The organism is uncultured Tateyamaria sp. (assembly GCF_947504105.1).
In the GTDB taxonomy this organism is placed as follows: domain Bacteria; phylum Pseudomonadota; class Alphaproteobacteria; order Rhodobacterales; family Rhodobacteraceae; genus Tateyamaria.
On the sequence record NZ_CANNGP010000009.1, the window covers coordinates 38,983 to 63,291 of the forward strand.

The 24,309-nt window shown below is 61.1% G+C and carries 20 protein-coding genes; 10 read left to right on the forward strand and 10 right to left on the reverse strand.

Features of this window, described 5'->3' with window-relative positions; all coding sequences use genetic code 11:
• Positions 1-17 precede the first annotated feature (17 nt).
• Positions 18-686 carry a TIGR04283 family arsenosugar biosynthesis glycosyltransferase gene (locus Q1A75_RS08200; protein WP_299553246.1) on the forward strand — a complete coding sequence of 223 codons (669 nt, stop codon included), beginning with the start codon at positions 18-20 and terminating at the stop codon, positions 684-686.
• On the opposite strand, the gene Q1A75_RS08205 is transcribed toward Q1A75_RS08200, so the two are convergent.
• The gene (locus Q1A75_RS08205; protein WP_299553249.1) at positions 683-2,551 is read right to left on the reverse strand and encodes an ABC transporter ATP-binding protein; all 1,869 of its coding nucleotides are present in this window, start codon (positions 2,549-2,551) and stop codon (positions 683-685) included. The genes Q1A75_RS08200 and Q1A75_RS08205 overlap by 4 nt on opposite strands.
• A gap of 155 nt (positions 2,552-2,706) precedes the next feature.
• On the opposite strand from Q1A75_RS08205, the gene Q1A75_RS08210 reads away from it, so the two are divergent.
• Positions 2,707-3,915 (forward strand): aminotransferase class V-fold PLP-dependent enzyme, encoded by a 1,209-nt coding sequence (locus Q1A75_RS08210; protein ID WP_299553252.1) that lies wholly within the window; start codon positions 2,707-2,709, stop codon positions 3,913-3,915.
• A 58-nt stretch (positions 3,916-3,973) separates the two neighbouring features.
• Positions 3,974-4,714: a methyltransferase domain-containing protein gene (locus tag Q1A75_RS08215; protein ID WP_299553255.1), complete on the forward strand. Its 741-nt coding sequence runs from the start codon at positions 3,974-3,976 to the stop codon at positions 4,712-4,714.
• Between the two features lie 37 nt (positions 4,715-4,751).
• Here Q1A75_RS08215 and Q1A75_RS08220 read toward each other — a convergent pair whose 3' ends face one another.
• Positions 4,752-4,970: a hypothetical protein gene (locus Q1A75_RS08220; RefSeq protein WP_299553258.1), complete on the reverse strand. Its 219-nt coding sequence runs from the start codon at positions 4,968-4,970 to the stop codon at positions 4,752-4,754.
• A gap of 49 nt (positions 4,971-5,019) precedes the next feature.
• Complete coding sequence (locus tag Q1A75_RS08225) at positions 5,020-6,123, reverse strand: pyridoxal phosphate-dependent aminotransferase (RefSeq protein WP_299553260.1); 1,104 nt, start codon at positions 6,121-6,123, stop codon at positions 5,020-5,022.
• A 102-nt stretch (positions 6,124-6,225) separates the two neighbouring features.
• Here Q1A75_RS08225 and Q1A75_RS08230 point away from each other — a divergent pair, with 102 nt between their 5' ends.
• Positions 6,226-7,020, forward strand: coding sequence for a crotonase/enoyl-CoA hydratase family protein (locus Q1A75_RS08230; protein WP_299553262.1), 795 nt, complete (start codon positions 6,226-6,228; stop codon positions 7,018-7,020).
• Positions 7,021-7,139: 119 nt separating this feature from the next.
• Here Q1A75_RS08230 and Q1A75_RS08235 read toward each other — a convergent pair whose 3' ends face one another.
• Complete coding sequence (locus Q1A75_RS08235) at positions 7,140-10,274, reverse strand: valine--tRNA ligase (RefSeq protein ID WP_299553265.1); 3,135 nt, start codon at positions 10,272-10,274, stop codon at positions 7,140-7,142.
• Between the two features lie 100 nt (positions 10,275-10,374).
• Between Q1A75_RS08235 and Q1A75_RS08240 the strand changes: the two genes are divergently transcribed.
• The 3 genes from Q1A75_RS08240 (at position 10,375) to Q1A75_RS08250 (ending at position 14,602) form a co-directional block, all read left to right on the forward strand.
• Positions 10,375-11,160 carry a DUF3592 domain-containing protein gene (locus Q1A75_RS08240; protein ID WP_299553268.1) on the forward strand — a complete coding sequence of 262 codons (786 nt, stop codon included), beginning with the start codon at positions 10,375-10,377 and terminating at the stop codon, positions 11,158-11,160.
• A gap of 75 nt (positions 11,161-11,235) precedes the next feature.
• Positions 11,236-13,533 carry a xanthine dehydrogenase family protein molybdopterin-binding subunit gene (locus Q1A75_RS08245; protein ID WP_299553271.1) on the forward strand — a complete coding sequence of 766 codons (2,298 nt, stop codon included), beginning with the start codon at positions 11,236-11,238 and terminating at the stop codon, positions 13,531-13,533.
• On the forward strand, positions 13,511-14,602 hold the full coding sequence (locus Q1A75_RS08250) for a DUF2235 domain-containing protein (protein ID WP_299553274.1): 1,092 nt from the start codon (positions 13,511-13,513) through the stop codon (positions 14,600-14,602). The genes Q1A75_RS08245 and Q1A75_RS08250 overlap by 23 nt, the downstream gene beginning before the upstream one ends.
• A gap of 43 nt (positions 14,603-14,645) precedes the next feature.
• Here the strand turns inward: Q1A75_RS08250 and Q1A75_RS08255 are convergent, their stop codons facing one another.
• Positions 14,646-15,128, reverse strand: coding sequence for a PaaI family thioesterase (locus Q1A75_RS08255; RefSeq protein ID WP_299553277.1), 483 nt, complete (start codon positions 15,126-15,128; stop codon positions 14,646-14,648).
• A 110-nt stretch (positions 15,129-15,238) separates the two neighbouring features.
• The gene (locus Q1A75_RS08260; protein ID WP_299553491.1) at positions 15,239-16,102 is read right to left on the reverse strand and encodes a methylenetetrahydrofolate reductase; all 864 of its coding nucleotides are present in this window, start codon (positions 16,100-16,102) and stop codon (positions 15,239-15,241) included.
• Positions 16,103-16,196: 94 nt separating this feature from the next.
• Here Q1A75_RS08260 and Q1A75_RS08265 point away from each other — a divergent pair, with 94 nt between their 5' ends.
• On the forward strand, positions 16,197-17,102 hold the full coding sequence (locus tag Q1A75_RS08265; protein ID WP_299210506.1) for a LysR family transcriptional regulator: 906 nt from the start codon (positions 16,197-16,199) through the stop codon (positions 17,100-17,102).
• Between the two features lie 60 nt (positions 17,103-17,162).
• Here the strand turns inward: Q1A75_RS08265 and Q1A75_RS08270 are convergent, their stop codons facing one another.
• Positions 17,163-18,200 (reverse strand): NADP-dependent oxidoreductase, encoded by a 1,038-nt coding sequence (locus tag Q1A75_RS08270; protein ID WP_299553280.1) that lies wholly within the window; start codon positions 18,198-18,200, stop codon positions 17,163-17,165.
• Positions 18,201-18,310: 110 nt separating this feature from the next.
• On the opposite strand from Q1A75_RS08270, the gene Q1A75_RS08275 reads away from it, so the two are divergent.
• Positions 18,311-19,096 (forward strand): inositol monophosphatase family protein, encoded by a 786-nt coding sequence (locus Q1A75_RS08275; RefSeq protein WP_299553283.1) that lies wholly within the window; start codon positions 18,311-18,313, stop codon positions 19,094-19,096.
• 33 nt (positions 19,097-19,129) lie between these two features.
• Here Q1A75_RS08275 and Q1A75_RS08280 read toward each other — a convergent pair whose 3' ends face one another.
• Complete coding sequence (locus Q1A75_RS08280; protein WP_299210500.1) at positions 19,130-19,513, reverse strand: GFA family protein; 384 nt, start codon at positions 19,511-19,513, stop codon at positions 19,130-19,132.
• Entirely contained in the window at positions 19,510-20,244 is a 735-nt protein-coding gene (locus tag Q1A75_RS08285) for a rhomboid family intramembrane serine protease (RefSeq protein ID WP_299553286.1), read from the reverse strand. Before Q1A75_RS08285 ends, Q1A75_RS08280 begins: the two co-directional genes overlap by 4 nt.
• Before the next feature lie 118 nt (positions 20,245-20,362).
• Here Q1A75_RS08285 and Q1A75_RS08290 point away from each other — a divergent pair, with 118 nt between their 5' ends.
• Positions 20,363-20,749, forward strand: coding sequence for a DUF4345 domain-containing protein (locus tag Q1A75_RS08290; protein ID WP_299553289.1), 387 nt, complete (start codon positions 20,363-20,365; stop codon positions 20,747-20,749).
• A gap of 65 nt (positions 20,750-20,814) precedes the next feature.
• Here the strand turns inward: Q1A75_RS08290 and putA are convergent, their stop codons facing one another.
• Positions 20,815-24,228 carry a bifunctional proline dehydrogenase/L-glutamate gamma-semialdehyde dehydrogenase PutA gene (gene putA, locus Q1A75_RS08295; RefSeq protein WP_299553292.1) on the reverse strand — a complete coding sequence of 1,138 codons (3,414 nt, stop codon included), beginning with the start codon at positions 24,226-24,228 and terminating at the stop codon, positions 20,815-20,817.
• Positions 24,229-24,309: the final 81 nt, after the last annotated feature.

Genomic DNA, 24,309 nt, shown 5'->3' on the forward strand with positions numbered 1-24,309 from the left:
ATCCGAAAGGGCCCCAAGTGCCTGCGCCAATCTCTGTCATCGTCCCGACGCTGAATGCTGAAGCTGCACTTGGCTCCACCCTTGCAGCACTGATGGAGGGCGTTGAAGCGGGGCTGATCGCTGAACTGATCGTAAGCGATGGCGGTTCGACCGATGAGACACTTAGGCTAGCAGAGGCGTGGGGTGCTAATGTCATAGGCGGGGCCCCTTCGCGTGGCGGGCAATTGCGCCGCGGATGCAAAGCTGCGCGGGCGGAATGGTTTCTGGTTCTCCATGCAGATACCGTGTTGTCAGCCGGTTGGTCAGAGGCAGTGGCCGCGCATATGGGGCAGAGCGATGCGGCTTACTTCAAGCTGAGGTTTGATCGCGGTGGGCGCTTGGTTGCAGCATGGGCCAACTGTCGCGCAAGGCTGTTTGGTCTTCCATATGGTGATCAGGGTCTACTGATCCGTCGCGATCTTTATTCTCGAGTGGGTGGGTACCAGGATATTCCGCTCATGGAAGATGTTGCGTTGGTCCGCGCGGTTCGTGGACAGCTTGCCTTGCTGGATGCGATTGCCGTGACGAGTGCTGAAAAGTATCGGCGTCAGGGTTGGATGCGCCGAGGGTGGCGCAACCTGTGGACACTGATACGGTACCTCGTCGGAGTTGATCCCAAAGTACTCGCCGCTGATTATCGGAGCTAGCCGAACAGCCGGGATCTAAATCGCGTAAACAGGCCTCGCGACGAATTGTCTTCATCCCGGTCGCGTAGCACGTCTGATAGCGGCGCATCGATGATCGTTTTACCATCTTTGAACTGAAGACGGTACAGATCGGCGTAAATACCACCCCGATCCAGCAGTTCTTCGTGCGTGCCTGTATCCTTGACCTCACCCCGATCCATGACAATGATCTGGTCCGCGCCGCGAATGGTGGAAAGGCGGTGCGCAATCACAAGCGTGGTACGTCCTGCGGACAACCTATCAAGCGCGTCTTGCACGACCTTTTCCGACTGCGCATCAAGGGCCGATGTCGCCTCATCCAGCAGCAGAATGGGAGTGTTCCGCAGAAGGGCACGCGCAATGACCACGCGCTGCCGTTGACCGCCCGACAGGGCAGAACCGCGGGGCCCGACGGGCGTTTGCAGCCCTTCGGGCAGCGTTTTTACAAAGTCGGTAACGTGGGCGGCATCCAGCACTTCCTTCAGTTGTTCGTCACTGACGTCCGTGCGGCCAAGAAGGATATTTTCCCGCAAGGTTTCGTCGAACAGCAGGGCCTCTTGTGTCACGACGGAATACAGACCGCGCAGTGCCACAAGGTCCATTTCAGTCGTTGGGGTGTCGCCGATGAATACGGTGCCTGATTGTGGGTCGATGAGACGCGTCAGCACGTTGAAGATTGTGGACTTGCCCGCACCGGATGCGCCCACAAGGGCAGTGGTATGTCCCGGCCGCGCTGTCAACGATACACCTCGCAAAACCGGCGCATCACCATAGGACAGTTCCACGTTGTCCAAGCGGACTTCAGGCACACCGACGGGTGCAGGCCTGGCATTCGGTGGTGATGTCAGCGCGAGTGGTATGTCCATCAACTCCTTCACGCGTTCTATGGACGCCGCGGCCGACTGCCAAAGCCCGGAAATTGCACCGAGCCGCCGCATCGGGTCAAAGGCAAACCCCATTGCCGTAAAGAATGTCATGAACTGGCCGATAGTCTTGTCGCCCGAGATGATCTCGGACCCGCCGTACAGGATCACAGCCATGAACCCGACGCCCGAAATGATGTCAATCATCGCAGGGATGGCGGCCCCGCCAAATGCAGTCTTTGTCTGTGTCTTGATGAACCGACGTGTAAGCCCGCGATATTGCCGTGCCTGATATGCTTCAAGCGCGTTCAGCTTGACTTGAACGATCCCATGGAAAACTTCGTCCAGACGGGTCGAAAGACCGGCGCCCAGATCGCGCGACTTGCGGGCCTGTTTGCGGACGTAGCGCTGGGCCATGCCTGCCGGAAGCACCAGAACTGGAATGCCAATCAGCGCCAGCATGGCCCAGATCGGGTCGACGCTGATCGCTACGCCAAGAAGAACGATCAGTCCCAGGAAATCACGCCCCGCGCCGGTGATGATCGCGCGCCAGACATTACCTACAGCCCCAACATCACCTTGTACCCGCTGGATCAGATAGCCGGGTGGATGGGATTGGTGAAATGCGCCGTCTTGCAGCATGATCCTGTCCAGGAGGTCCATACGCAGAGCGGCCGATGTTTTCAGCGCGACCTGCGTCAGGATCAGCTTTTGGATAACCGATGACGTGGCCCGCACTATAAAGATGCCGACGACTAGAGCGCCGACCCAGACAAGCATGGCTGAATCACCCTCAACAAATACCTGATCGAACATGGGCTGCATCAGGTAGCTCAGGGCACCCAACATGGATCCTTCGATCAGCATGAACATAACCGCCACACTCATCAGGCCGCTGTGTTTCTTCAGATAGCCGCGCCAGATCCAGCGCAGAAGCTCGCGGGAATCCTCGGTCGGGGTGAAGGGGGCTTTGGGCTCTGTCACGCGTGGTGTCTGTCGGCGTTACGCCGTGCTCCGGTAAGGGACGTTGGGAGGAAGCTCTAGCGCGGCGCGCGCTGGGGGGCAAGCGCAGCAGACCGATTGACGCCGGGACGCTGCACGCTACGGTGCGCCGGTCAATTACATGGCGGAGAGCATTCATGACATCACCATTCAAAGGTCGTTCGGGGCGCGAATATCTGGCCATTCCCGGCCCTTCGGTGATGCCTGATGCGGTCTTGCAGGCCATGCACCGCGCTGCGCCGAACATTTACGCGGGCGAGATCGTGGATATCGCGGCCAGTCTGGTCCCTGACCTCAAAGCCGTGGCGCGGACCCAGGGGCACCTGGCCATGTATATCGGCAATGGCCACGCCGCATGGGAGGCGGCCCTGGCCAACGTGATTGCGCCCGGCGACACCGTGCTGGTGCCCGCGACGGGCCGTTTTGCGCATGGATGGGCTGAAATGGCCGAGGGACTGGGCGCAACCGTGCAAATCCTCGATTTCGGCAAGCGCGCACCGTGGAACATGGATCAGATTGCCGAGGCGCTGCGCGCAGACACAGCGCACAAGATCAAGGCGGTCCTGGCCGTGCATGTCGATACCTCGACCTCGGTGCGCAACGATGTTGCCGCCTTGCGGGGGGTGATGGATGAGGTCGGGCATCCCGCCCTGTTGATGGCCGACTGCATTGCGTCACTGGGGTGCGACGCATTCGAGATGGACGCCTGGGGCGCTGACGTGATGGTCGCGGGGTGTCAAAAGGGGCTCATGGTCCCGCCGGGCATGGCCTTCGTATTCTTCAATGATAAGGCTGACGCGGTGCGCCGCGCGATGCCACGTGTCAGCAAATACTGGGATTGGTCACCCCGGGCCAATCCCGAAGAATTCTACATGTATTGGAATGGCACCGCGCCCACGCATCACCTCTATGGTCTGCGCACCGCTTTGGACATGATCCATGCCGAGGGGATGGAGGCGATATGGGCGCGCCATACCAAACTGGCCCGCGCAATCTGGGCCGCATGCGAGGCGTGGGGCGAGGACGGCCTGCTTGAGCTGAACGTCGTGGATCGCGCGCACCGCAGCTGTGCCGTCACGGCCCTGCGGCTGGAAAGCCCACATGCCACCGCGCTGCGTGATTGGACCGAACAAAACCTTGGGCTGACACTTGGGATCGGGCTGGGCATGGCACCTCCCGGTGACCCGGCGTGGCACGGCTTTTTCCGCTTGGGCCACATGGGGCATGTGAACGGACACATGATCATGGGCCTGCTCGGCGGGATCGAGGCCGGGTTGTCGGCTCTGGGCGTTCCACATGGGCGCGGCGCATTGGACGCTGCGGCTGGAGTGATCGCTGACGTCTGAATGCGGACGCCCCGAGCAAAGTGTACAACAGCAACAGGCCGATGGTCAGGCAAAGCATATGGATGAACACTACAAGGAACAGACGCTCGTAGAGCTTTATGACACCGTGAACGCGTCGCGGAATGATTTTGATTTCTACCGCGCGCGGTTGCCCGCCCCGCCAAGCCGCATTCTTGACGTCGGATGCGGCACAGGGACGTTCGCGATCGAACTGTCGGCTGCGGGCTATGCTGTCATTGGCATCGATCCAGCTGGCGCGATGATTGCGGCCGCACGGACCAAACCGGGCGGTGACGATGTGCGTTGGGTGGTCGGTGAGGTGTCCGATCTGGATCCAGACATGCGCTTTGATGCCGCCGTCATGACCGGGCACGCGTTCCAGTGTCTGCTGCGCGACGATCAGATCATGGGCCTGTTTCAAAACATGGCGCAACGTCTGACACCGGGTGCTTCGTTTTGGTTTGAAACCCGCAACCCGGCGGCCAAGCCCTGGCTACGCTGGACCCCGGAAAATGCCGGGCCACCCAAGACACTTGCGGACGGGCGTATTCTGCAAGTTACCCATGATGTCCAATCGGTCGAAGGTGAGTTCGTCACCTTTTCCGAGAGCTACGCGTTCCAAAACGGGCACGAGGCGCTTTCCACGCAAAGCTGCCTGCGGTTTCTGTCCCTTTCCGCCATCAAGCGGCTGGCAGCGCGCGCGGGCCTGTCCGTTCATTCGGTCAGCGGGGATTGGAATGGGGGCACATTTGGCGACCGCAGCCCCGAGATCATTTTAGAACTAAAAAGGCTGGACTAGCCGACCCGGACAGCACGGCGCATGCGCTGCGCGGTCTTCAGATCTGTTTGCCTCTGCGGATGGACGCCGACTGTCGCTGCGCGGCCCAGACTTTGCCACGCTCAATCAGATGGTTCACACCCAGACCAAGCAGCATTGCCGCAATCAGGCCCCAGATCGCCCAGATCGCAACCAGGATCCACGTAATGTTCACCCCGAACATCACGATGCAGGCGTTTTTATAGTTGGGCGCGGTTCCGATGTTGTGATCGTCCATTGCGGCCTCCGGGTTCTCCCCGTCGATTATAATGCGGCAAACAGCCCTGTCAGCCCTTTCTCGCGTCATTGAGAGCGGCCGGGAGCGCCTTGGCAAAGGCATCAAGGTTTTCAGCCGTGCCGCAACTGACCCGGATGCAGCGGTTCTGGGGCGCGGCAAAGGGCATGCGAACAAAGATGCCGCGCGCGATCAGCCCGTCCAGAACGGCCTTGGCAAAAGCGCCATCCGCACCGCAATCAATGGCGACAAAGTTGGTGGCCGAGGGCAGAGTGGTCAGCCCGTTGTCGCTTGCGATCCGGGCAATGCGGTCGCGCGCTTCGCCAATCCGCTCCTGAACATGGCCCAAATGGGATTGATCCTGCAGCGCGGCCAGCGCTCCGGCCTGTGCGGCGCGGTTCATGCCAAAATGGTTGCGCACCTTGTTGAACGCATCAATCAGGGGGGCTGCCCCGATGGCATAGCCGACGCGCGCACCCGCAAGGCCATAGACCTTGGAAAAGGTGCGCATGCGGATCACGCGCGTGTCACCTGGATCGATCTCCGGCGCTGTGCCCGGTGGGGCGCATTCGATATAGGCTTCGTCCAGAACAAGAACACAGCCATCGGGCAATCGATCCAGCGCCCGTTCCAGCGTCTTGCCATCATGCCACGTGCCCATGGGATTGTCCGGATTGGCAAGGTAAACCAGCTTCGCGCCGGTCTCTGCCGCCTTGGAAAACAGCGCCCCGGGGCCTTCATGGTCGTCGCTGTAGGGGACGGTGTGCAACGTGCCGCCATAGCCCGCAACGTGGTAGTTGAAGGTCGGGTAGGCGCCCAGCGATGTCACGACATGGTCACCCGGCCCAACAAAAAGGCGCACGAGGTAACCCAGCAGGCCATCGATCCCTTCGCCCACCATGATATGCTGCGCATCGATCCCGTGACGTACAGCAAGTGCTTGACGCAGATCGTGATTTTCCGGGTCGCCGTATTTCCAGAGGTCCACTGCCGCCATGGCTTCGGCCACCTTGGGTGAGGGGCCAAAGACGCTTTCATTGGCGCCCAGCCGCGCCTCGAACGCGGCACTGCGTGCGCGCTCCTGCGCTTCGGGGCCGACAAAGGGCACGGTAGAGGGCAGGCTGGCGGCGAGCGGGGTCAGGCGAAGATCGGTCATATCGAGAGGGGTAGCGCGGCACGCCATGGCGGGCAATGCCCTTACGTTCTGCTGGTATGGGATGCCGGTTTGCGCTTCTCTCGCTGTCAAAGGAGATTGCCCATGTCAGATCGTGTATCCGTTACCTACGAAAACCACATCGCCCATGTGCGCCTGACCCGCGCGGACAAGATGAACGCGGTGGATCAGGCCATGATTGACGGGATCATCGCCGCCGGGAACGAGGTGGCGGCCAGCAACGCCCGCGTCTGCGTGATCTCGGGCGAGGGCAAAGGGTTCTGCGCAGGCATCGACATCGGCGGCTTGGGGGCCATGATCGGCAAGGACCCGGTTGACTTGATGATGCCGCGCACCCACGGGGACGGAACCACCAACCAGTGGCAAGAGGTGTCCATGGTCTGGACCCGCGTGCCCGTGCCCGTCATTGCGGCTGTGCACGGCGTGTGTTTCGGTGCCGGGATGCAGCTGGCGCTGGGCGCGGATATTCGGATCGCGGCACCTGATGCGCGGTTCGCGGTGATGGAGATGAAATGGGGCATTGTGCCGGATATGGGCGGCATGGTGTTGATGCCACGGCTGTTACGGTCGGATGTGATGCGCAAGCTGACCTACACGGCAGAGCCGGTTCCTGCCGAAAAAGCAGAGGCTTGGGGTCTGGTTACCGAGTTGGCCGATGATCCGTTAGCCGCCGCGATGGCGCTGGCCGAGACGCTCACGTTGAAATCGCCTGCGGCGTTGCGGGCCGCGAAGGCCCTGATCGGATATTCCGAGACCCATCAAGCGGATGACGTGCTGTTGGAAGAGAGCCGGATGCAGGCTGGTTTGATCGGCACGCCCGAGCAAATGGAAGTTATCGCGGCGCAGATGCAGAAGCGGGCGCCTGTATTCAAGGGGTGAGGCGCGTCTTAACGCAGCGCGCGTGATCTGGCGGACGCGCTTGCGCGCGACACCATTTACTTGTGGGTGGGGGCTCTGCCCCCAGACCCCCGAAGTTTAATTGGCAAGATGAAGACGGATCAAAGTTCCTTAAGGCGGGTGAGGGCCTCTTGGAGCTTGCTTTCTTCTTCTTCGCGTAAGCGGAGGTTGGCTTTGGTTTCCTCGACCACCTCTGCGGGGGCGCTTTCTGCGAATTTGGGATTCTTGAGCCGTCCGCGCAGTCCGCCCAGTTCCTTGGCGAGCTTGCCGAGGGTCTTTTCGAGCCGCGCGATTTCTTCGCCCACGTCGATGACATCTGCGAGGGGCAGGCCGAACGTACCGCCTGAGACAGCCAATGCGACGGTGCCTTTGGGGAAGTCATCGACGTCCGTGAGGCTTTCGAGCCGGGCGAAGCGGTGGATGAGAGCCTTGTTGCGCTCATAGGCGGCTTTGGCCCGCGGCTCGAACCCTTTGACCACGCACGGTACATAGGCGCCAGCGGGCACATGCATCTGGGCGCGGGCGGAGCGGATGGCTTCGATGAGACGGATCACCCAGTTGAGTTCGGCGTCGGCCTCTGCGTCGACCAGATCGGTGGTGTAGGTGGGCCAGTCGGCGTGGATCAGGCGTTTGGAGCGCTGTTTCTGCTGCCATAGCTCTTCGGTGATGAAGGGCATGATCGGGTGCAAAAGGATCAGGCATTGGTCGAGCGCCCAGGCGTAGGTGGCCTTGGTTTCCTCGATTTCTTCTGCCGTGCCTTCGTCGAAGATTGGCTTGGTGAATTCCAGATACCAGTCGCAGAACGTGTTCCAGGTAAAGGCGTAGAGGGCGCTGGCCGCGTCGTTGAAGCGGTAGTCGGTCAGGGCCTGGTCGACCGTTTCGCGGGTTTTTGAAAGTTCGCCTTTGATCCAACGGTTGAGGGGGTGCTTAGTGTCTGGCACTTCGGCGGAGTGGGGCAGGTCGAAGATGCCCCGCATCTCGCCGTAGCTGGCAGCGTTCCACAGCTTGGTGCCGAAGTTGCGGTAGCCCGCGATGCGTTGGGTGTCGAGTTTGAGCGTGCCGCCCAAGCTTGCCATGGCCGCAGACGAGAACCGCAGCGCGTCGGCGCCGTACTCTTCGATCAGGTCCAGCGGGTCCATGACGTTGCCGGTGGATTTCGACATCTTCTTGCCCTTGGCGTCGCGGACGAGGCCATGGAGGTAGACGGTGTCGAAGGGAATTTTGTCGGTGATCGCCAGTTGCATCATCATCATGCGGGCGACCCAGAAGAACAGGATGTCCTGGCCAGTGATGAGGTCGGAGGTGGGCAAGTATTTTTGTAGTTCGGGCGTGTCCTCGGGCCAGCCGAGGGTGCCGATGGGCCAGAGGCCGGAGGAGAACCAGGTGTCGAGGACGTCGGGGTCGCGGTAGAGCACAACTGCTTCCTCCTTGGGAAAGCGATTTTGATCGACGAGGTCTTCCGCAAACTCAATCGCCAAGTCATCCAGAGCCATGTTTTCTGGGAACGGGGTGACTGGCCAGCCTTTATTTTCCCGGCGCGCTTCCCAGTCGGCTTTGTATTCATCCCTTTTCAGTTCGACAAAGGTATGTTCATACCCTTGCTCAGAACCAGCGTAGTACTCTGCCGCCTGTTGAGCCGCCTGTTGGAAAGTTGCGCCACAGAATGCCACGGGCGACTTGTAGTCATGTGGCCCATTGTCGTTTCGTTCTGGCCCATACCAAACCGGGATCTGATGCCCCCACCACAACTGGCGCGAAATGCACCAGGGTTCGATGTTTTCGAGCCAGTGGAAATAGACCTTCTCGCCGCTCTCGGGCAGGATTTTGACGTCGCCGTTTTTGACCGCATCGAGCGCAGGGCCGACGATCTTGGCCGAGTCCACGAACCATTGGTCGGTAAGCAGGGGTTCGATGACCACGCGTGAACGGTCGCCGAAGGGCTGCATGATGGGTTTGTTTTCGACATAAGGGCGGGTTTCGGTGACGTCGTTGCCATCCTCGTCCTTTGCCGTCACGGTCTCCATTACCGCGTTGCCCTCTGCCGTGATGTCGGCGACGACGACCTTGCGCGCGTTCTCGCGCGACATACCGCGATAGTCGTCGGGGACGAGGTTCATGGCGGCGATCACGGACTCGTCCGGTAGTGACACGTCGCCATTGGCGATGGCTTGGGCGGCGGCGGCCTCTTCGGCGTAGGGTTTGCCGTCGGCGCGCATGTTCGCCTTGCTGTCCATCAGGTTGTACATCGGTATGCCGCCGCGCTTGGCGACCTGATAGTCGTTGAAGTCGTGCGCGCCCGTGATCTTGACCGCGCCCGAGCCGAAAGTGGGGTCGGGGTATTCGTCGGTGATGATCGGGATCAGGCGGCGGTGTTCTTTTGGTCCGACCGGGATTTCGCAAAGCGTTCGTTTGCCGTTTTCCCAGAGCGCTGTGTACCTTTCATCGGACGGATTAACCGCAACCGCGCCGTCGCCCAACATGGTTTCGGGGCGCGTGGTGGCGATGGAAATGTAGTCGCGCTCCTCTTCCAGCGTGACGTTCCCGTCCTCGTCCTTTTCGACATAGGTGTAGGTTTCGCCGCCTGCGAGTGGGTACTTGAAGTGCCACATGTGGCCGGGCACTTCGATGTTTTCGACTTCGAGGTCGGAAATCGCCGTCTCGAAATGTGGGTCCCAGTTCACCAGCCGCTTGCCGCGGTAGATCAGGCCCTGATTGAACATCTCGACAAAGACCTTGATGACGGCGTCGTGGAAGTTGCCTTCCTCACCCTCGGGTGCGCCGGGTGCGCCAGACATTGTGAAGGCCTCGCGCGACCAGTCGCAGGAGGCGCCGAGGCGCTTAAGCTGGTCACGGATGGTGCCGCCGGATTCCGCCTTCCATTCCCAGATTTTTTGGGTGAACGCCTCGCGTCCCAGTTCCGTGCGCGACGGTTGTTGGGTTTCCGCGAGCCGCCGTTCGACGACCATCTGCGTGGCGATGCCTGCGTGGTCCGTTCCGGGCTGCCAGAGCGTGTCGAAGCCGCGCATGCGGTGCCAGCGCGTGAGGATGTCCTGCAGCGTGTTGTTGAAGGCGTGCCCCATGTGCAGGACGCCGGTGACGTTGGGGGGCGGGATCATCACGCAATAGGTGGCCGCATCGGTGCGCGCGTTGGCCCCAGCCTTGAAACAACCCGCAGCTTCCCAGTCCGCATAGATGCGGGCTTCGGCCTCTTTTGCGTTGAATTTGCCCAGTGCCATGGTGGTGGCCCCCTTGATTGCTTGGCGCGTGAGATAGCGGGGTGGGGGTGTGAAGGGAAGGGGGTTTTGGTAACGCAATGTGTGGATTAGAGTTTCGCTTATGAAAGACTATTCAAACGGGCCAGCGCCGGGGTTTTGGCGGCTCTGGTGGAATGCGGGAGCATTCCTGCCTTTACTCTTCCTGCTTAGTTTTGGTGTCCTCGGCGTTGAGAGTGCGCGCGCCTTTTTTGCCCATCGTGACTTTGATGCGCATGGTGTCGAGACAGAGGCAGAAGTCATGTTCCGATGGGTGATGGGACAAGACGTCAAGGGCGAAGGGAGCGAACTCGATCTGCATTCCTCGGAAAACTTGTATGTTGTCCTCCGTTATCGGGTAGGCGACAGAGAGTTTCGTGAAGCAAGGAATGTATCGCCCGCTTTTTTCGAACGTTCGCTGCCGGGTAGCACCCACAGAGTGCGCTACATGCCAGGAGATCCAAGCGATTTACAGTTTGCGATTGGCGAGACTTGGGACAAGGTTGAAAACACGCAGTGGCTTGTACTGTTGGCCGGGGTGGCGTCGCTTGCCACTTTTGTTCCAACAGTTGTGCTCGCTATGGCTGCATTGCGAGCGCGGCGTTTTGGGCAGGTGGAACTTGCGCGCGTCGGCGGCGTCCAGACGTTTACCTTTAGAGGACTAACTATGTTTACGCTCGCGTTTTGTGGTGCGGACGGTAGGGATCACAGATCCCTTTCATCAATGAACCGTTCCCGTTACGCCTCCTATCCTCCCGGCGTTGAAGTCGAGGTCTATCGGGGTGCCAAAGGGCGCTTATGGTGGGTTGGCGACGTCGGCCCACGCGCGGCAGCCCCCACGGTGCCGGATGCAGGCAAATCCCGGTCGTAACTGGCGCTGGACACTGCGCGTTTACACGATAGGTTCGCGCATAACGATGCCCTTTGGCTGACAGGAGTTTCCCCCATGGACAAGTTCGGCAAATCCCAGCCCGTGAAACGCCGCGAGGATGTGCGGTTTCTGACCGGAGAGGGGCGCTATGTGGATGACATTGCCCCGGCGAATGCGTTGCAGACCTTCGTGTTCCGGTCGCCGGTCGCGCATGCTGTGATTACCGAACTGGATGTGAGCGACGCGCGCGACGCTGACGGAGTACATGCCGTCTATGTTCTGGCAGACCTCGAAGCGGCAGGCATGAACGTTGGAATGCAGGGTGCGACGGTCAAGAATCGCAACGGCACGGATGGTGCGGCACCTGAGCGGCCCATTCTGGCGCGCGGCCATTTGCGCTTTGTGGGCGAGCCCATTGCCGTTGTCGTGGCCGAAACACTGGCGCAGGCCCGTGACGCGGCCGAGATGATCATGCTCGACTATGACGATCTGCCCGCCAAGATGGATATGGCGTCAGGTGGCGAGGTGGTGCACGCCGAAGCGCCGGACAATGTGGCCTATGACTGGCATATGGGTGACGAGGCGGCGACCCAGGCGGCCTTTGACGCAGCGGCGCGCATCGTGTCGCTGGATGTGGGGGACAACCGCGTCATCGTGAACTCGATGGAGCCGCGCGGCTGCTACGCAGAGCCCGAAGGGAACCGCGTGCATGTGGCCATCAACGGGCAGGGCGTGTGGGGGCCGAAAGACCAATTGGCCAAGGCGCTGAACGTTCCAGCAGACGATATCCGCGTGACCAACCCGGACACCGGCGGCGGTTTCGGGATGAAGGGGATGATGTACCCGGAATATTTCGTCGTGGCCCATGCCGCCCGCGCCCTGAAGCGTCCCGTGCGCTGGATGTCCGAGCGGACCGAGGCGATGCTGTCGGACAATGCGGGCCGCGATCTGACTTCGCTGACCGAACTGGCCTTTGACGAAAACCATCGCATCATCGGCTACCGCGTGTTCACCGAAGCGAATATGGGCGCCTATAACTCGCAATATGCGCAAGCCATTCAGACGCAGCTGTTCAGCCGCGTGCTGACCGGGGTTTATGACATGCCCGCCGCGTATCTGCGCTCTGTCGGCTACTACACCAACACCACACAGGTCGACGCCTACCGGGGCGCGGGGCGGCCCGAAGCGATCTATATTCTTGAGCGTGCCATGGACCGGGCAGCGCGTGAATTGGGTGTGGACCCGCTTGAACTGCGCCGCATCAACTTCATCAAGCCCGCGCAGTTCCCCTATGACACGCTGGTCGGTGAAACCTATGACGTGGGCGATTTCGACAAGGTGCTGACCCGCGCCGAGGCAGAGGCGGATATCCCCGGCTTTGCCGCGCGCAAAGCTGCCGATGCGGCAGGGGGGCGCCTGCGCGGTCTGGGCCTGTGTTACTATATCGAAAGCATTCTGGGTGATCCTGCCGAAAGTGCGAAGGTTGAATTCACAGAAGAGGGCCGTGTGAACATTTATGTCGGCACCCAATCGAACGGGCAGGGGCACGAGACGGTCTATGCCCAGTTCCTTGCTGATCAGACCGGAATCCCGGTGGACATGATCGACGTGGTGCAAGGGGACAGTGACCGGATCAAGCAGGGTGGCGGCACGGGTGGGTCCCGGTCCGTGACCGTGCAGAACACCGCGACACTGGCGACGGTGGATGTGATGCGCGAGGCGTTTGTCGCGTTCCTGAGCGAGGAAGAGGGGGTGCCTGCCTCCGATATCTCCTTTGATGATGAGCAGTTCCGGATGGAGGGGTCGAACATGACGCCGACCATGCTCGAGGTGGCCGAGATGGCCCGCGAGAAGGGGCGCGAGGACCTGCTGGTGCATGAACAGCGCACCAAGCTCGAGGCGCGCAGCTTCCCCAACGGCTGTCATGTTACAGAGGTTGTTGTGGATCCCGACACGGGTGTCGTGGCCGTGGACCGTTATGCTGTCGTTGACGATTTTGGCAATCTTATCAACCCGATGCTGGCCGAAGGTCAGGTGCATGGCGGGGTTGTTCAAGGCATCGGACAGGCGCTGACAGAGCATGTTCAGTTCGATGAGGACGGCCAATTGCTCACGGCAACGTTCATGGATTATGCCTTGCCCCGCGCCGATGACGTTCCTTACATCGGGTTTACGTCAGAGCCGGTTCCGTCAACCGCGAATGTCATGGGCATGAAAGGATGTGGCGAGGCTGGCACGGTCGGTGCGTTGGCTGCGGTGTCCAACGCGGTGCAGGACGCGCTGTGGGAGCACGGCGTGCGGCAGGCGGATATGCCATTCACACCGATGAAGGTTTGGGACTTGATGAAAGATGCTCGGATCGCGGCTGAATAATGCCATCTCGAACTGGTTGAAGAACCGGTTCGGGGCAGGCTTGCCAAAAGTGGCCCCGCCGACGCGGGGCCGGACGATCCATGTTATCATCATTGATGGCACCATGTCGACGCTGGAACCCGGCGATGAAACCAATGCCGGGCTGACGGCCAAGCTGCTCGGAGAGATGGGCAGCGAGGTGTCGCTCTATTACGAGCCGGGCCTGCAATGGTCGCATTGGCGCAAGGCGGGTGACGTGATCTTCGGTCGCGGGATCAATCGGCAAATCCGGCGCGCCTATGGCTATCTTTCGTCGCGCTACCGGCCCGGGGACAAGGTATTCCTGCTTGGATATTCTCGCGGGGCTTATGCCGTGCGGTCGTTGGCGGGCATCATTGATCGTGTGGGGTTGCTGACGCCAGAGGCGGCAACGGAGCGCAACATTCGCGACGTCTACCGCCATTACGAGTGCAGCCCTGACGGCGATGCCGCGCGTATTTTCGCGCGAAACAATTGCCATGCGCAGGTCGAGATCGAGATGATCGGGGTGTGGGATACCGTGAAATCCCTTGGGCTGAACATGCCGTTCCTGTGGCGGCTGAGTGCGCCGCGCCATGCGTTTCACAACCATCAACTGGGCAGGTCCGTGAAACACGGGTTTCACGCGGTGGCCCGGAACGAAACCCGCGTCGCCTATGCCCCCGTGATGTGGGACACCACCCAGGATTGGGACGGGCATCTGATCCAGATGTGGTTTCGCGGTGTGCATGGCGACATTGGCGGGCATCTCTCGGGGCGGCGCGCATCGCGCCCGCTGGCCAATATCCCGCTGGTCTGGATGCTGGAACAGGCGGACGCCTGTGGCTTGCCCTTGCCCGAAGGGTGGGCCACGCGGTTCCCGCAAGATGCCGAAGCGCCATCCATGGGGACCTTTGCGGGCTTCGGCAAATGGTTTGTCACCCGAAAACCGCGCCGCGCTGGGCTGGACCCGTCAGAGCGTGTTCACCCCTCTTTGACGCAGGCCCCACCACCACGATCCTGGTCGGAATGGGTGGCCGATCTGCGTGGAACGGGGGCCGACGCTCTTTGATCCTGAGCGGATCAAATTCGCCCCGCCCACCGTCCCAGGTGGGTCAGCGCATTTTCATGATGATGCAGGTTGTGGAGCCCGTGGCATAAAGCTTGCCATCGTCGACACCGCGAATTTCGCCCGTCGCGACACCTGTGCTGCGCCCCGCGTGATCGACACGCCCAATACACGCGATTTCCATGCCCAATGGGATGCCGCGCGTCAGATTGATCTTGTATTCAAGCGTTGTGTAGACCGATCCGGCGGGCACCTTGGTCATCACGGCGCAAGCCATCGCACTGTCCAAAAGCGTGCCGTACCAACCGCCATGGACAGTTCCCATCGGGTTGGTCACGTCGAATTCCGGCGTGCCGCGGAAGGTGACCAGGCCGTCCTGTACTTCATGTAGGGCATATCCCAACGTGTGGCCGATGGGTGGTCCGGGAACGGTGCCGTCCAGAATGCCCTGCATGAAGTCGAGGCCAGACATCGACAGGAGCTCGTCCTGGCTGGGCAGGTCCGTGATGCTTTGGGCGAGGCGGGGCATGTCTGTCTCCGGCTTGTTTGCCGGGACGGTAGTGCGATCAGACCGATTGGTCTAGTGACAAATGAGCGAGGCGGTCAGCCTCCGGGGTTTACTTGGCAATATGAAGTCGATCAGGCGACGTTGCGCATTTGCCTGGGCCGAACGAGGCCAAGGGCGCGACAGACTTTGAGCGTGAGGTCGGGACGATTGAGCGTGTAGAAATGGAGCTTGTCCACACCTTCGGTGATGAGCGTATCGCACAGATCGGCGCAGTGGGTCAGGGCAAAGAGTTGTGCCCGGTCTTCGCGGTCGGCCCGGTCAAACGCGGTTGCAGTCGCCACCGGAATGGGCGTGCCGCATCTTTCTGCAAAGCTGCGCGCGCGCGTCCAGTTGGCCACGGGGAAGATACCCGGCGTGATGGGCGCGGTGATGCCGGCAGCCGCGCAGGCATCACGGAAGCGCAGGAAGCTGTCGGCCTCAAAGAAGAACTGGGTGATCGCTTCGGACGCGCCTGCCTCAATCTTGGCCTTCAGCCAGTCAATGTTTTGCTGGGCCGAGGCCGCGTCCGGGTGGCTATCGGGGTAGGCGCCCACGCGGATGGTGAACTGGCCCATATCCGACAAGGCGCGGATCAGATCGACACTGTCCGTAAAGCCGTCTGGGTGCGGTGCGAAGGCGCCGCCGCCCTGTGCATCGCCGCGCAGGGCCACGATGTCCTTAACCCCGCTGGCCGCATATTTCTCTGCGGTACGCAGAACGTCGTCGCGGCTTTGACCCGTGCAGGTCAGGTGCGCTGCAACCGGCAGGCCGGATGTCTTGCGCAGGGTCCGGGCGGCTTCCTGTGTCAGCGACTGTGTCGTTCCACCCGCGCCATAGGTCACGGATACAAAGCGCGGGTTCAGGGGGGTGAGCGCCTGCACCGTGTCCCACAGGTGGAATGAAGCGTCGAGGGATTTGGGCGGAAACGTCTCGAACGACAAGGCGACATTGGGCATGGGCATGCGGCAGGCTCCTTTGGGCTTGTTGTACAATGCCCTGACGCGTATCTTGAGGCAAATTCATAACTCTCAAGATAAACATGAGTTCCGTATGCATATCGAGTTTCGCCATCTGCGCACGATCAAGGCCATTCACGAAGCCGGTGGCTTGGCACGTGCCGCGGATCAGTTGCACATCACCCAGTCGGCGCTGAGCCATCAGATCAAGGGGCTGGAGGATCAGGCCGGTGTGGAGCTGTTCGTGCGCCGCTCGAAGCCATTGAAACTGTCAGCGGCCGGACTGCGCTTGCTGCGGTTGGCCGAACAAGTCTTGCCGCAGGTCGAGGCAGCGGCAGCGGAGTTTTCCTCCTTGCGCGACGGGTCGTCGGGTCGCTTGCATATCGCCATCGAATGTCACGCCTGTTTCGAGTGGCTGTTCCCGGTGCTCGAAATGTTTCGCAAAAGCTGGCCGGATGTGGATGTCGATATTCGCCCGGGCCTTGCCTTTGATGCACTGCCCGCGCTGATGAAGGAGGAGGTGGATCTGGTGGTGTCTTCGGACCCTGAAAATCTGCCTGGGGTGACCTTTGTCGAACTCTTTGATTACGCGCCGGTTTTTGTAGCTGCATCATCCCACCCGCTGGCACAGAAACCATATGTTGATGCGGCGGATTTTCGGGATCAGACCTTGATCACCTATCCGGTGGAACGCACCCGGCTGGACGTGTTCAGCCAATTGCTGATCCCGGCCAAGGTGGAACCTGCGGCGGTGCGGCAGGCCGAGTTGACGGCGGTGATTTTGCTGTTGGTGGCGTCAAATCGCGGTGTTTCTGTATTGCCCGATTGGGTGGTGCGCGAGGTGAAGTATTCGAGCGACTACGTTACTCGTCCGCTGACCAAGGAGGGGTTGACCCGGCGGCTGTATGCGGCGGTGCGGGATGATGATCTGGGCAAACCGTATATGGGTAAGTTGCTTGATCTGGCGCGCGTTGAAGCGCGGAAGCTTCAGGCGGCGTGAGGTCGGGGCTGGCACTGTTTGCTGCGCAAATGCGCCCACCCACCAACCCAACAATCCGTGTCACACAAGTTTGACGATCTGTTTGCCGACATTTTTTCCTTCGAGCAGACCGATGAAAGCCGCAGGCGCGTTTTCCAGCCCCTCGGCGATGTCTTCAACAACTTTGATCTCGCCATTCAGGACTTTGGGGGTGACTTCTTTCAAAAAGCTTGGCAGCCGGTCCCAATGGTTTGAGATGATGAAGCCGTTGACGGACAGGAATTTGACAAGGATGGGCCGCCAGAGTGCGGGTGCGGACAGCGGTGTGTCGGCCCCGGCGCCCAAGCCCCCGGCGTTGTACCACGAGATCATGCCGCAGACCGGGATGCGCCCATGTGGGTTCATCAATGGCATGACTGCTTCCAGAACCTTGCCGCCCACGTTTTCGAAGTAGATGTCGATGCCCTTGGGTGCTGCGTCTTTGATCGCGGCGCGGAGCGAGCGGGCATCTGCGTGACCGCGGTGATCGATGCAGGCGTCGAAGCCGAACGTGTCAGTTGCGAGTGCGCATTTACCTGCGCCACCTGCAATGCCGACGGTCCGAAGGCCAAGAGATTTGGCAAGCTGGCCGACCATGGAGCCGACGGGGCCTGTGGCGGCAGCGACCACGAGCGTTTCGCCCTGTTTGGGTCGCCCGTATTCCATCAGTCCGTGCCATCCGGTGAAGCCCGGCATGCCAAGGACACCGAGGGCTGCGGTGACCGGGCCCATGTTCGGATCCAACTTGCGCAGCATCTTGGCGTCAGCCACCGCATGGGTGGCCCAGCCGAACATGCCCAAGACCATGTCGCCGGGCGTAAAGCCGTCAGCGTTGGACGTCAGCACTTCGCCCACGCCGCCGCCTTCCATCGTGCCGCCGATCGGTACAGGCGCCGCGTAGGACTGGGCGTCGTCCATGCGACCACGCATGTATGGGTCCAGTGACATGTAGTGGACGCGGACAAGAACCTCGCCTTGCGCAGGCTCCGGGATGGGGGCAGTTTCGAGGGCGAAGTTGTCTGGTGTCGGGGCACCTGTGGGGCGGCTGGTGAGTGTGATGTGCTGCATTTGGTCGGGCATTGTGTATCCTTTCCTGTTGGCATCAGTCGATCAGTCCCGTGCCCCCTTGGCAACCGTGTATCCGCGGCGTATAGCGCGCCCTTGATCTTTCCCATCTCCGGAGCATCCCGATGCAAGGCAGCGCAAATCTCAACATCATGATGAAGGCCGGGCGCAAGGCAGGCCGTTCGCTGGTCAAGGACTTCCGCGAGGTGGAAAACCTGCAGGTGTCGATGAAGGGCGCGGGCGATTTTGTGTCCAAGGCCGACCTCGCCGCCGAAGAGATCCTGAAGGAAGAGCTGCGCACCGCACGTCCGAACTATGGCTGGTTGGCCGAAGAGGGCGGCGAGGAAGACGGTGAAGACCCCACGCGCCGCTGGATCGTGGACCCGCTGGATGGCACCACGAACTTTCTGCACGGTCTGCCGCATTGGGCCGTATCCATCGCGCTTGAACACAAGGGACAGGTCGTGGCGGGCGTTGTCTATGACGCCGCCAAGGACGAGATGTTCTTTGCCGAAAAGGGCAACGGTGCCTTCATGAACGACAGCCGGTTGCGCGTGTCGGGGCGGCGACAGCTGATCGAGAGCGTGTTTGCCACCGGGCTACCCTTTGGCGGGCGGTCCGATCTGCCCGAGACACTGAAGGAACTGGCACGCCTGATGCCCACTTGCGCCGGGGTCCGTCGCTTTGGCTCGGCAGCGCTGGATTTGGCCTATGTCGCGGCGGGTCGCTATGACGGCTATTGGGAACGGCGCCTGAACGCGTGGGATTTGGCCGCTGGCTTGCTGATCGTGCGTGAAGCGGGTGGGCTGGTCGAGCCCCTGACCGAAGGCGGCAGCATCCTAGAAGATGGCGAGATCATCTGTGCCAACGAACACATGTTCGCACCCCTGGCCAAGATCATTCGCGTTTAAGACTTTAAAGTCGCGCGTCGATCGGACCTCAGTCTAGCGGCTCTCCGGCTTCTTATCCGGAGCCGCATCCGACGGGTGATTCACCCCATCATGCCACGGGATCGGTTCGTGGTCCGCCGGGTTCACCCCGTCAAGCGCACCCATGTTCACCCCGATCTCGTCCGGGTTCGAGCGGCGGTTGTGGTACATGTATATGCCGCAGACATTGCAGAAGTGGTGCTTGGCCGTCTTCGTACCCCACTGATACGTCGTCAGGTTCTCCGCGCCCCTTATGATCCTGACGCCATCCTTGGGCGCGGTGACGGCGGGCGCGGCCCGGCGGCGGCAAAAGGAACAATCGCACCGCCCGGCACTCGCCAAACCGTCGCTCAGCGTGACCTCAAGCACAACGGCACCGCAATGGCAGGACGCTCTCATCGCCGCACCTTGGGGATGCGAGACATGGCGTAGCGGGCCTCGGGATGGGGCGGGTGCCCTGCGGTGCGCTGCCAGAATGCGGGCCCCCCGCGCCTGAGCCAGACCGGAATGGTCAGAAGTATGCCCGCGACAAAGCCGCCCGCATGCGCCCAATACGCCACGCCACCACCGTTCGGATCACTGCCGACGCCGCCCACAAACTGCATGCCGAACCATATGAGCAACATGATCCAGGCGGGAATGGGGAAGATGCGAAAGATGATGATCAGGATCAGCAGAATGTCGACACGCGCCTTGGGAAAAAGCAACAAGTACCCGCCCATCACACCGGCAATGGCCCCCGACGCACCCACAACTGGCACCACCGACCCCGGGGCAGACAGGATGTGGATCCCACTCGCTGCGATCCCGGTAGTCAGGTAGAAGCCAAGGAAGGGCATATGCCCCATCTCGTCCTCCACATTGTCGCCAAAGATGTACAAAAACAGCATGTTGCCGGCCAGATGCAACCAACCGCCATGCAAGAACATGGAGGTGAGTAGCGTCGAAAACCCGTCTCCGGACAAGATGCGCGCGGGGATCGCGGCATAGTCGAAAAAGAAACGGTTCAGCGCGCGCTCATCTGCGAACAGGCCGACGTAACTCAGAAATACCACCAAGTTGATCGCCATAAGGGCGTAAGTGACATAGGGTGTTCGGCCAGAGGGATTGTGATCGCGGATCGGAAACATAGGGGCACAGTTGTGCTTGGCGCAGCATGCGTCAAGCACTGACGGTACCGTATCCGTGATTTGCAAGTGATCCGAATTTCGCAATGTTACGTGCCAGCAGCGAAAGGGATGTCCGAAGATGAAACTTGGGTTGCAGATTGTCGTCGGGATACTGAGCCTCATCCCGGGCCTCTATGGCCTCGTGAACACGTGGGTAGGCGCGGCCCGGTTTCTTGAACCTGATGTGGTGAACGCCGCGATCGATAGCCAATTCCGGTTCCAGTCTGGTATCTATTTTGGTTTGGCCATCATGATCTGGTATGCGATCCCGCGCATCGACCGAGCGACAACTCTGTTTCGTATGATTGCATTGACCATTTTTGTTGGTGGTTTGGGGCGTCTGTTGTCTTGGCTCACCGTTGGTCAACCGGATGCGATCATGACGGGCGCCATGTTCCTCGAACTCTCAGTGCCCGTTCTAATCCTTTGGCAGAATGCCATTCGAACGGATCGTATGTCCGCGTGAAGGATGCGCTGACGCCGGAAACCCTGACGGTTTCCGGTCCGTTTTTTGTTCCTGCTGCGTTGTTGTCAACTGGCCGCGCCAAGCAGTGCCGCGTTCCCGCCTGAGGCAGTGGTGTCCACGCACACGTGCCGTTCGACGAAGACATGCGCTCTGTCCGGTTGACCCGTAATCAAGGGGATGATCGGCCCATTGCGTTTGGCAAGTGCCTTTTCCAATTTGGCGCTCACTGCGTCAACCTCACCCCACCAGATCACACCACCATAGGCGGGGCCATCGGTCAGCCGTTGTGGATCAATATCGCCTGTCGCCATCACAGCGGTGCCGCCCAGCGCCGTCACAACGGCCATCTGCGCTGCCGCCGCCTCTGGTCCGGGACCGGCACAAAGCAATGCGGGTCGCGGGTGGCGGCTGTGCACGTTGGATTCGCCTGTGGGGCCGGGAAGTGCTGTGCTGTCCTGTAGCGTTTGGGAGGTTTGGGGTAGTGCTGGCAATGCGGCGGGTTTGGCCCACGACCCGGATGATGTCGCGCGTGTCTTTGCCCGGAATCGTAGCAGGTAATCCGGTCCGCCTGCCTTGGGTCCGGTCCCAGACAAACCATGCCCACCGAATGGCTGACTGCCCACGATGGCCCCGATCTGGTTGCGATTGACATAGATGTTGCCCGCCCCGATGCGGTCCGTGACATGCTGCACTCGGTCGTCAATGCGCGTGTGTAGTCCAAAGGTCAGGCCATAGCCTGTCTTGTTGATCGCATCGATGACTGCGTCCAGCGCTTGGGCCTTGTAGGTCGCGATGTGCAGAACGGGTCCGAAGATTTCGCGCTCGATGTCGTCGATCCCCTCGACGCGGATGAGGGCCGGTGCCACGAAATGCCCCTCGGTCGAGGTTTTGAGCTGGTGCAGCAGGCGCCCCTCGGTTCGCGCTGTCGCGACATGGGTGTCGATGCCTGCCTGCGCTTCTGCATCTATGACCGGGCCCACATCGGTGGCCAGGTGCCACGGCGCGCCAATCCGCAAAGCGTCCATCGCGCCGATCAGCATCTCGGTCAGATGCGGGGCGATGTCCTCTTGCACATAGAGGCATCGCAGGGCGGAGCAGCGCTGACCCGCAGATTGGAATGCACTTTCAACGATGCTGCGTACGGCTTGTTCGGGGAGGGCGGTGCTGTCGACAATCATCGCGTTCAGCCCCCCGGTTTCGGCGATCAGAGGTGTGCCGGGTGCTGCATGGTCGGCAAGGTTTGCCCGTATGCGCAATGCGGTCTCGGTCGAGCCTGTGAAGGCAACGCCGTTGACATCCGGGTGCCCTGTGAGCGCCGCACCGACGTCGCCAGCCCCAAGCAGCAACTGCAGGCTGGCGCGTGGAACCCCGGCCTCGTGCAACAGGTCGATGGCGCGATATGCGATCAGTGATGTCTGCTCTGCCGATTTGGCGAGAACGGCGTTGCCAGCGCTCAGGGCTGCCGCGATCTGGCCGGTAAAGATGGCCAATGGGAAGTTCCACGGGGAAATACAGACAAACGTACCTGCTGGCGACAAGCCGTCTGCTTGCGTTGCGTAGTAGCGCAGGAAATCCACCGCTTCGCGCAGCTCGGCGACGGCGTCTTGCAGTGTCTTGCCCGCCTCGCGGGCGAGAAGCGCGAACAGTTCGCCAAAATGCGCTTCGTAAAGATCGGCGGCGGCGGTCAGGATGCGGGCCCGGACTTCGGGTGGTGCGGACCACTGTTCCGCGTCAGCAAAAGCCTGATGCACCATGTTTGGTTTGGCCCATATCGCGTTGCCCACCACGTCCTGTGGGTCCGCGGGGTTAAGAATCTGCCTTGGCGCGCCATCGCAGACGCTGACGGTGAGCGACCTTGCATCCCATTGATGCCCGGCAAAGCCCTGACGGGCCTTTTCGACCCCTGCAAGGGTCGGTGTGTGCGTCAGGTCGAACCCTTGGGAATTGCGACGTTCCGGCGCGAACAGGGCAGGCCCGTCGGGGATGGTGATCGCGCTGTCTGCCAGCGCTTCGAACGGATCGGCTGCGACAATTTCGGGCGGCACATCCTCGTCTACAATCTGGTTCACGAAGCTGGAGTTGGCACCATTCTCCAAGAGCCGCCGCACAAGGTAAGCCAGCAGATCCCGATGTGCCCCCACAGGCGCATAGATCCGGCACCGGGTCCTGTTGTCGCGCAGCACCATGCTGTGCAGTGCTTCGCCCATCCCGTGCAGACGTTGGAATTCAAAGGGTTGTTCATCGGCCATATGCAGGATCGCAGCGACCGTATGTGCGTTGTGCGTGGCAAATTGCGGATAGATGCGGTCCGTCATACCCAGCAGTTTGCGGGCATTGGCGATGTAGGACACATCCGTCGCCGCCTTGCGTGTAAACACGGGAAAGCCTTCAACACCTTCGACCTGCGCGCGCTTGATCTCGGTATCCCAATAGGCGCCTTTGACCAGCCGCACCATCAGCTTGCGGTCGTGGCGTGTGGCCATGTCATGGATCGCGTCGATGGCCGTGCCTGCGCGGGGACCATAGGCCTGAACCACGATGCCGAACCCGTCCCATCCGGCCAGTGCATTTTCTCGCAGGACCGCATCAATGACCTGAAGGGAAAGCGACAGGCGGTCCGCCTCTTCCGCGTCCACGTTCAGTCCCATTCCCGCCGATGCAGCCAGCAAGGCCAGAGAACGCAGGCGCGGTACGAGGTCACGCATCACGGCGGCCTCTTGCGCGCGCTCATAGCGCGGGTGCAGAGCCGAGAGCTTGACCGAGATGCCGGGGTTCTCACGGATGTCCGCGCTGGTGCAGGCCCGCGCGATGCCCGAGATGGCGCGCGAGTAGCTGAGATGGTAGCGCCGTGCATCCGCGTCTGTCAGCGCCGCCTCGCCCAGCATGTCGTAGGAATAGGTGAAACCCTCGGCCTCCATTCCGGCGGCACGGTCCATCGCGCTGTCAATGTCTTCGCCCAGCACAAACTGTCGGCCCATCTCTTTCATGGCGCGGGATACGGCAGCGCGGATAACCGGTTCGCCCAGACGCTTTATGGCCCCGCGCAGGTGGCCGATGGGCCCCGGTTGGTCATCGTCCAGCACGCGGCCCGTCAGCATCAGTGCCCATGTCGACGCATTCACCAGTGACGATGTCGAATGACCCAGGTGCTTGCCCCAGTTCGATGGCGCGATCTTGTCCTCGATCAACGCGTCGATCGTATCGGCGTCCGGCACGCGCAAGAGCGCCTCGGCCAGACACATGAGCGCGACACCTTCGTCGGTCGACAGACCGTATTCGGCCAGAAATGTTTCCATCAATCCGGGTGCTGCCTGGGTGCGGATGCCTGTCACCAAGTCGGCGGCGCGCGCGCAGATCGATTTGCGGTCTGCAGTGGACAAGTTGGCCGTCCGGATCAGGTCGGCCAGAACGGCATCGGGGTCCGCATACATACCCTCATCAAGCGATGCGGATTGCTCAAGGTTCATTTCACGTACCATGGCGCTTTCCTTTTCCATTTAGATAAGTATATCACCGGTTGGCCGGTCAGAATGATTGAAGTTGGCAAAAATGACAGAACA

Excerpts from the sequence above, each read along its gene's own strand:
- Q1A75_RS08210 (WP_299553252.1), top strand. The coding sequence starts at position 2,707 with ATGACATCACCATTCAAAGGTCGTTCGGGGCGCGAATATCTGGCCATT.
- Q1A75_RS08215 (WP_299553255.1), top strand. The coding sequence starts at position 3,974 with ATGGATGAACACTACAAGGAACAGACGCTCGTAGAGCTTTATGACACC.
- Q1A75_RS08220 (WP_299553258.1), bottom strand. The coding sequence starts at position 4,970 with ATGGACGATCACAACATCGGAACCGCGCCCAACTATAAAAACGCCTGC.
- Q1A75_RS08225 (WP_299553260.1), bottom strand. The coding sequence starts at position 6,123 with ATGACCGATCTTCGCCTGACCCCGCTCGCCGCCAGCCTGCCCTCTACC.
- Q1A75_RS08230 (WP_299553262.1), top strand. The coding sequence starts at position 6,226 with ATGTCAGATCGTGTATCCGTTACCTACGAAAACCACATCGCCCATGTG.
- Q1A75_RS08235 (WP_299553265.1), bottom strand. The coding sequence starts at position 10,274 with ATGGCACTGGGCAAATTCAACGCAAAAGAGGCCGAAGCCCGCATCTAT.
- Q1A75_RS08240 (WP_299553268.1), top strand. The coding sequence starts at position 10,375 with ATGAAAGACTATTCAAACGGGCCAGCGCCGGGGTTTTGGCGGCTCTGG.
- Q1A75_RS08245 (WP_299553271.1), top strand. The coding sequence starts at position 11,236 with ATGGACAAGTTCGGCAAATCCCAGCCCGTGAAACGCCGCGAGGATGTG.
- Q1A75_RS08250 (WP_299553274.1), top strand. The coding sequence starts at position 13,511 with ATGCTCGGATCGCGGCTGAATAATGCCATCTCGAACTGGTTGAAGAAC.
- Q1A75_RS08255 (WP_299553277.1), bottom strand. The coding sequence starts at position 15,128 with ATGCCCCGCCTCGCCCAAAGCATCACGGACCTGCCCAGCCAGGACGAG.
- Q1A75_RS08260 (WP_299553491.1), bottom strand. The coding sequence starts at position 16,102 with ATGCCCAATGTCGCCTTGTCGTTCGAGACGTTTCCGCCCAAATCCCTC.
- Q1A75_RS08265 (WP_299210506.1), top strand. The coding sequence starts at position 16,197 with ATGCATATCGAGTTTCGCCATCTGCGCACGATCAAGGCCATTCACGAA.
- Q1A75_RS08270 (WP_299553280.1), bottom strand. The coding sequence starts at position 18,200 with ATGCCCGACCAAATGCAGCACATCACACTCACCAGCCGCCCCACAGGT.
- Q1A75_RS08275 (WP_299553283.1), top strand. The coding sequence starts at position 18,311 with ATGCAAGGCAGCGCAAATCTCAACATCATGATGAAGGCCGGGCGCAAG.
- Q1A75_RS08280 (WP_299210500.1), bottom strand. The coding sequence starts at position 19,513 with ATGAGAGCGTCCTGCCATTGCGGTGCCGTTGTGCTTGAGGTCACGCTG.
- Q1A75_RS08285 (WP_299553286.1), bottom strand. The coding sequence starts at position 20,244 with ATGTTTCCGATCCGCGATCACAATCCCTCTGGCCGAACACCCTATGTC.
- Q1A75_RS08290 (WP_299553289.1), top strand. The coding sequence starts at position 20,363 with ATGAAACTTGGGTTGCAGATTGTCGTCGGGATACTGAGCCTCATCCCG.
- putA (WP_299553292.1), bottom strand. The coding sequence starts at position 24,228 with ATGGTACGTGAAATGAACCTTGAGCAATCCGCATCGCTTGATGAGGGT.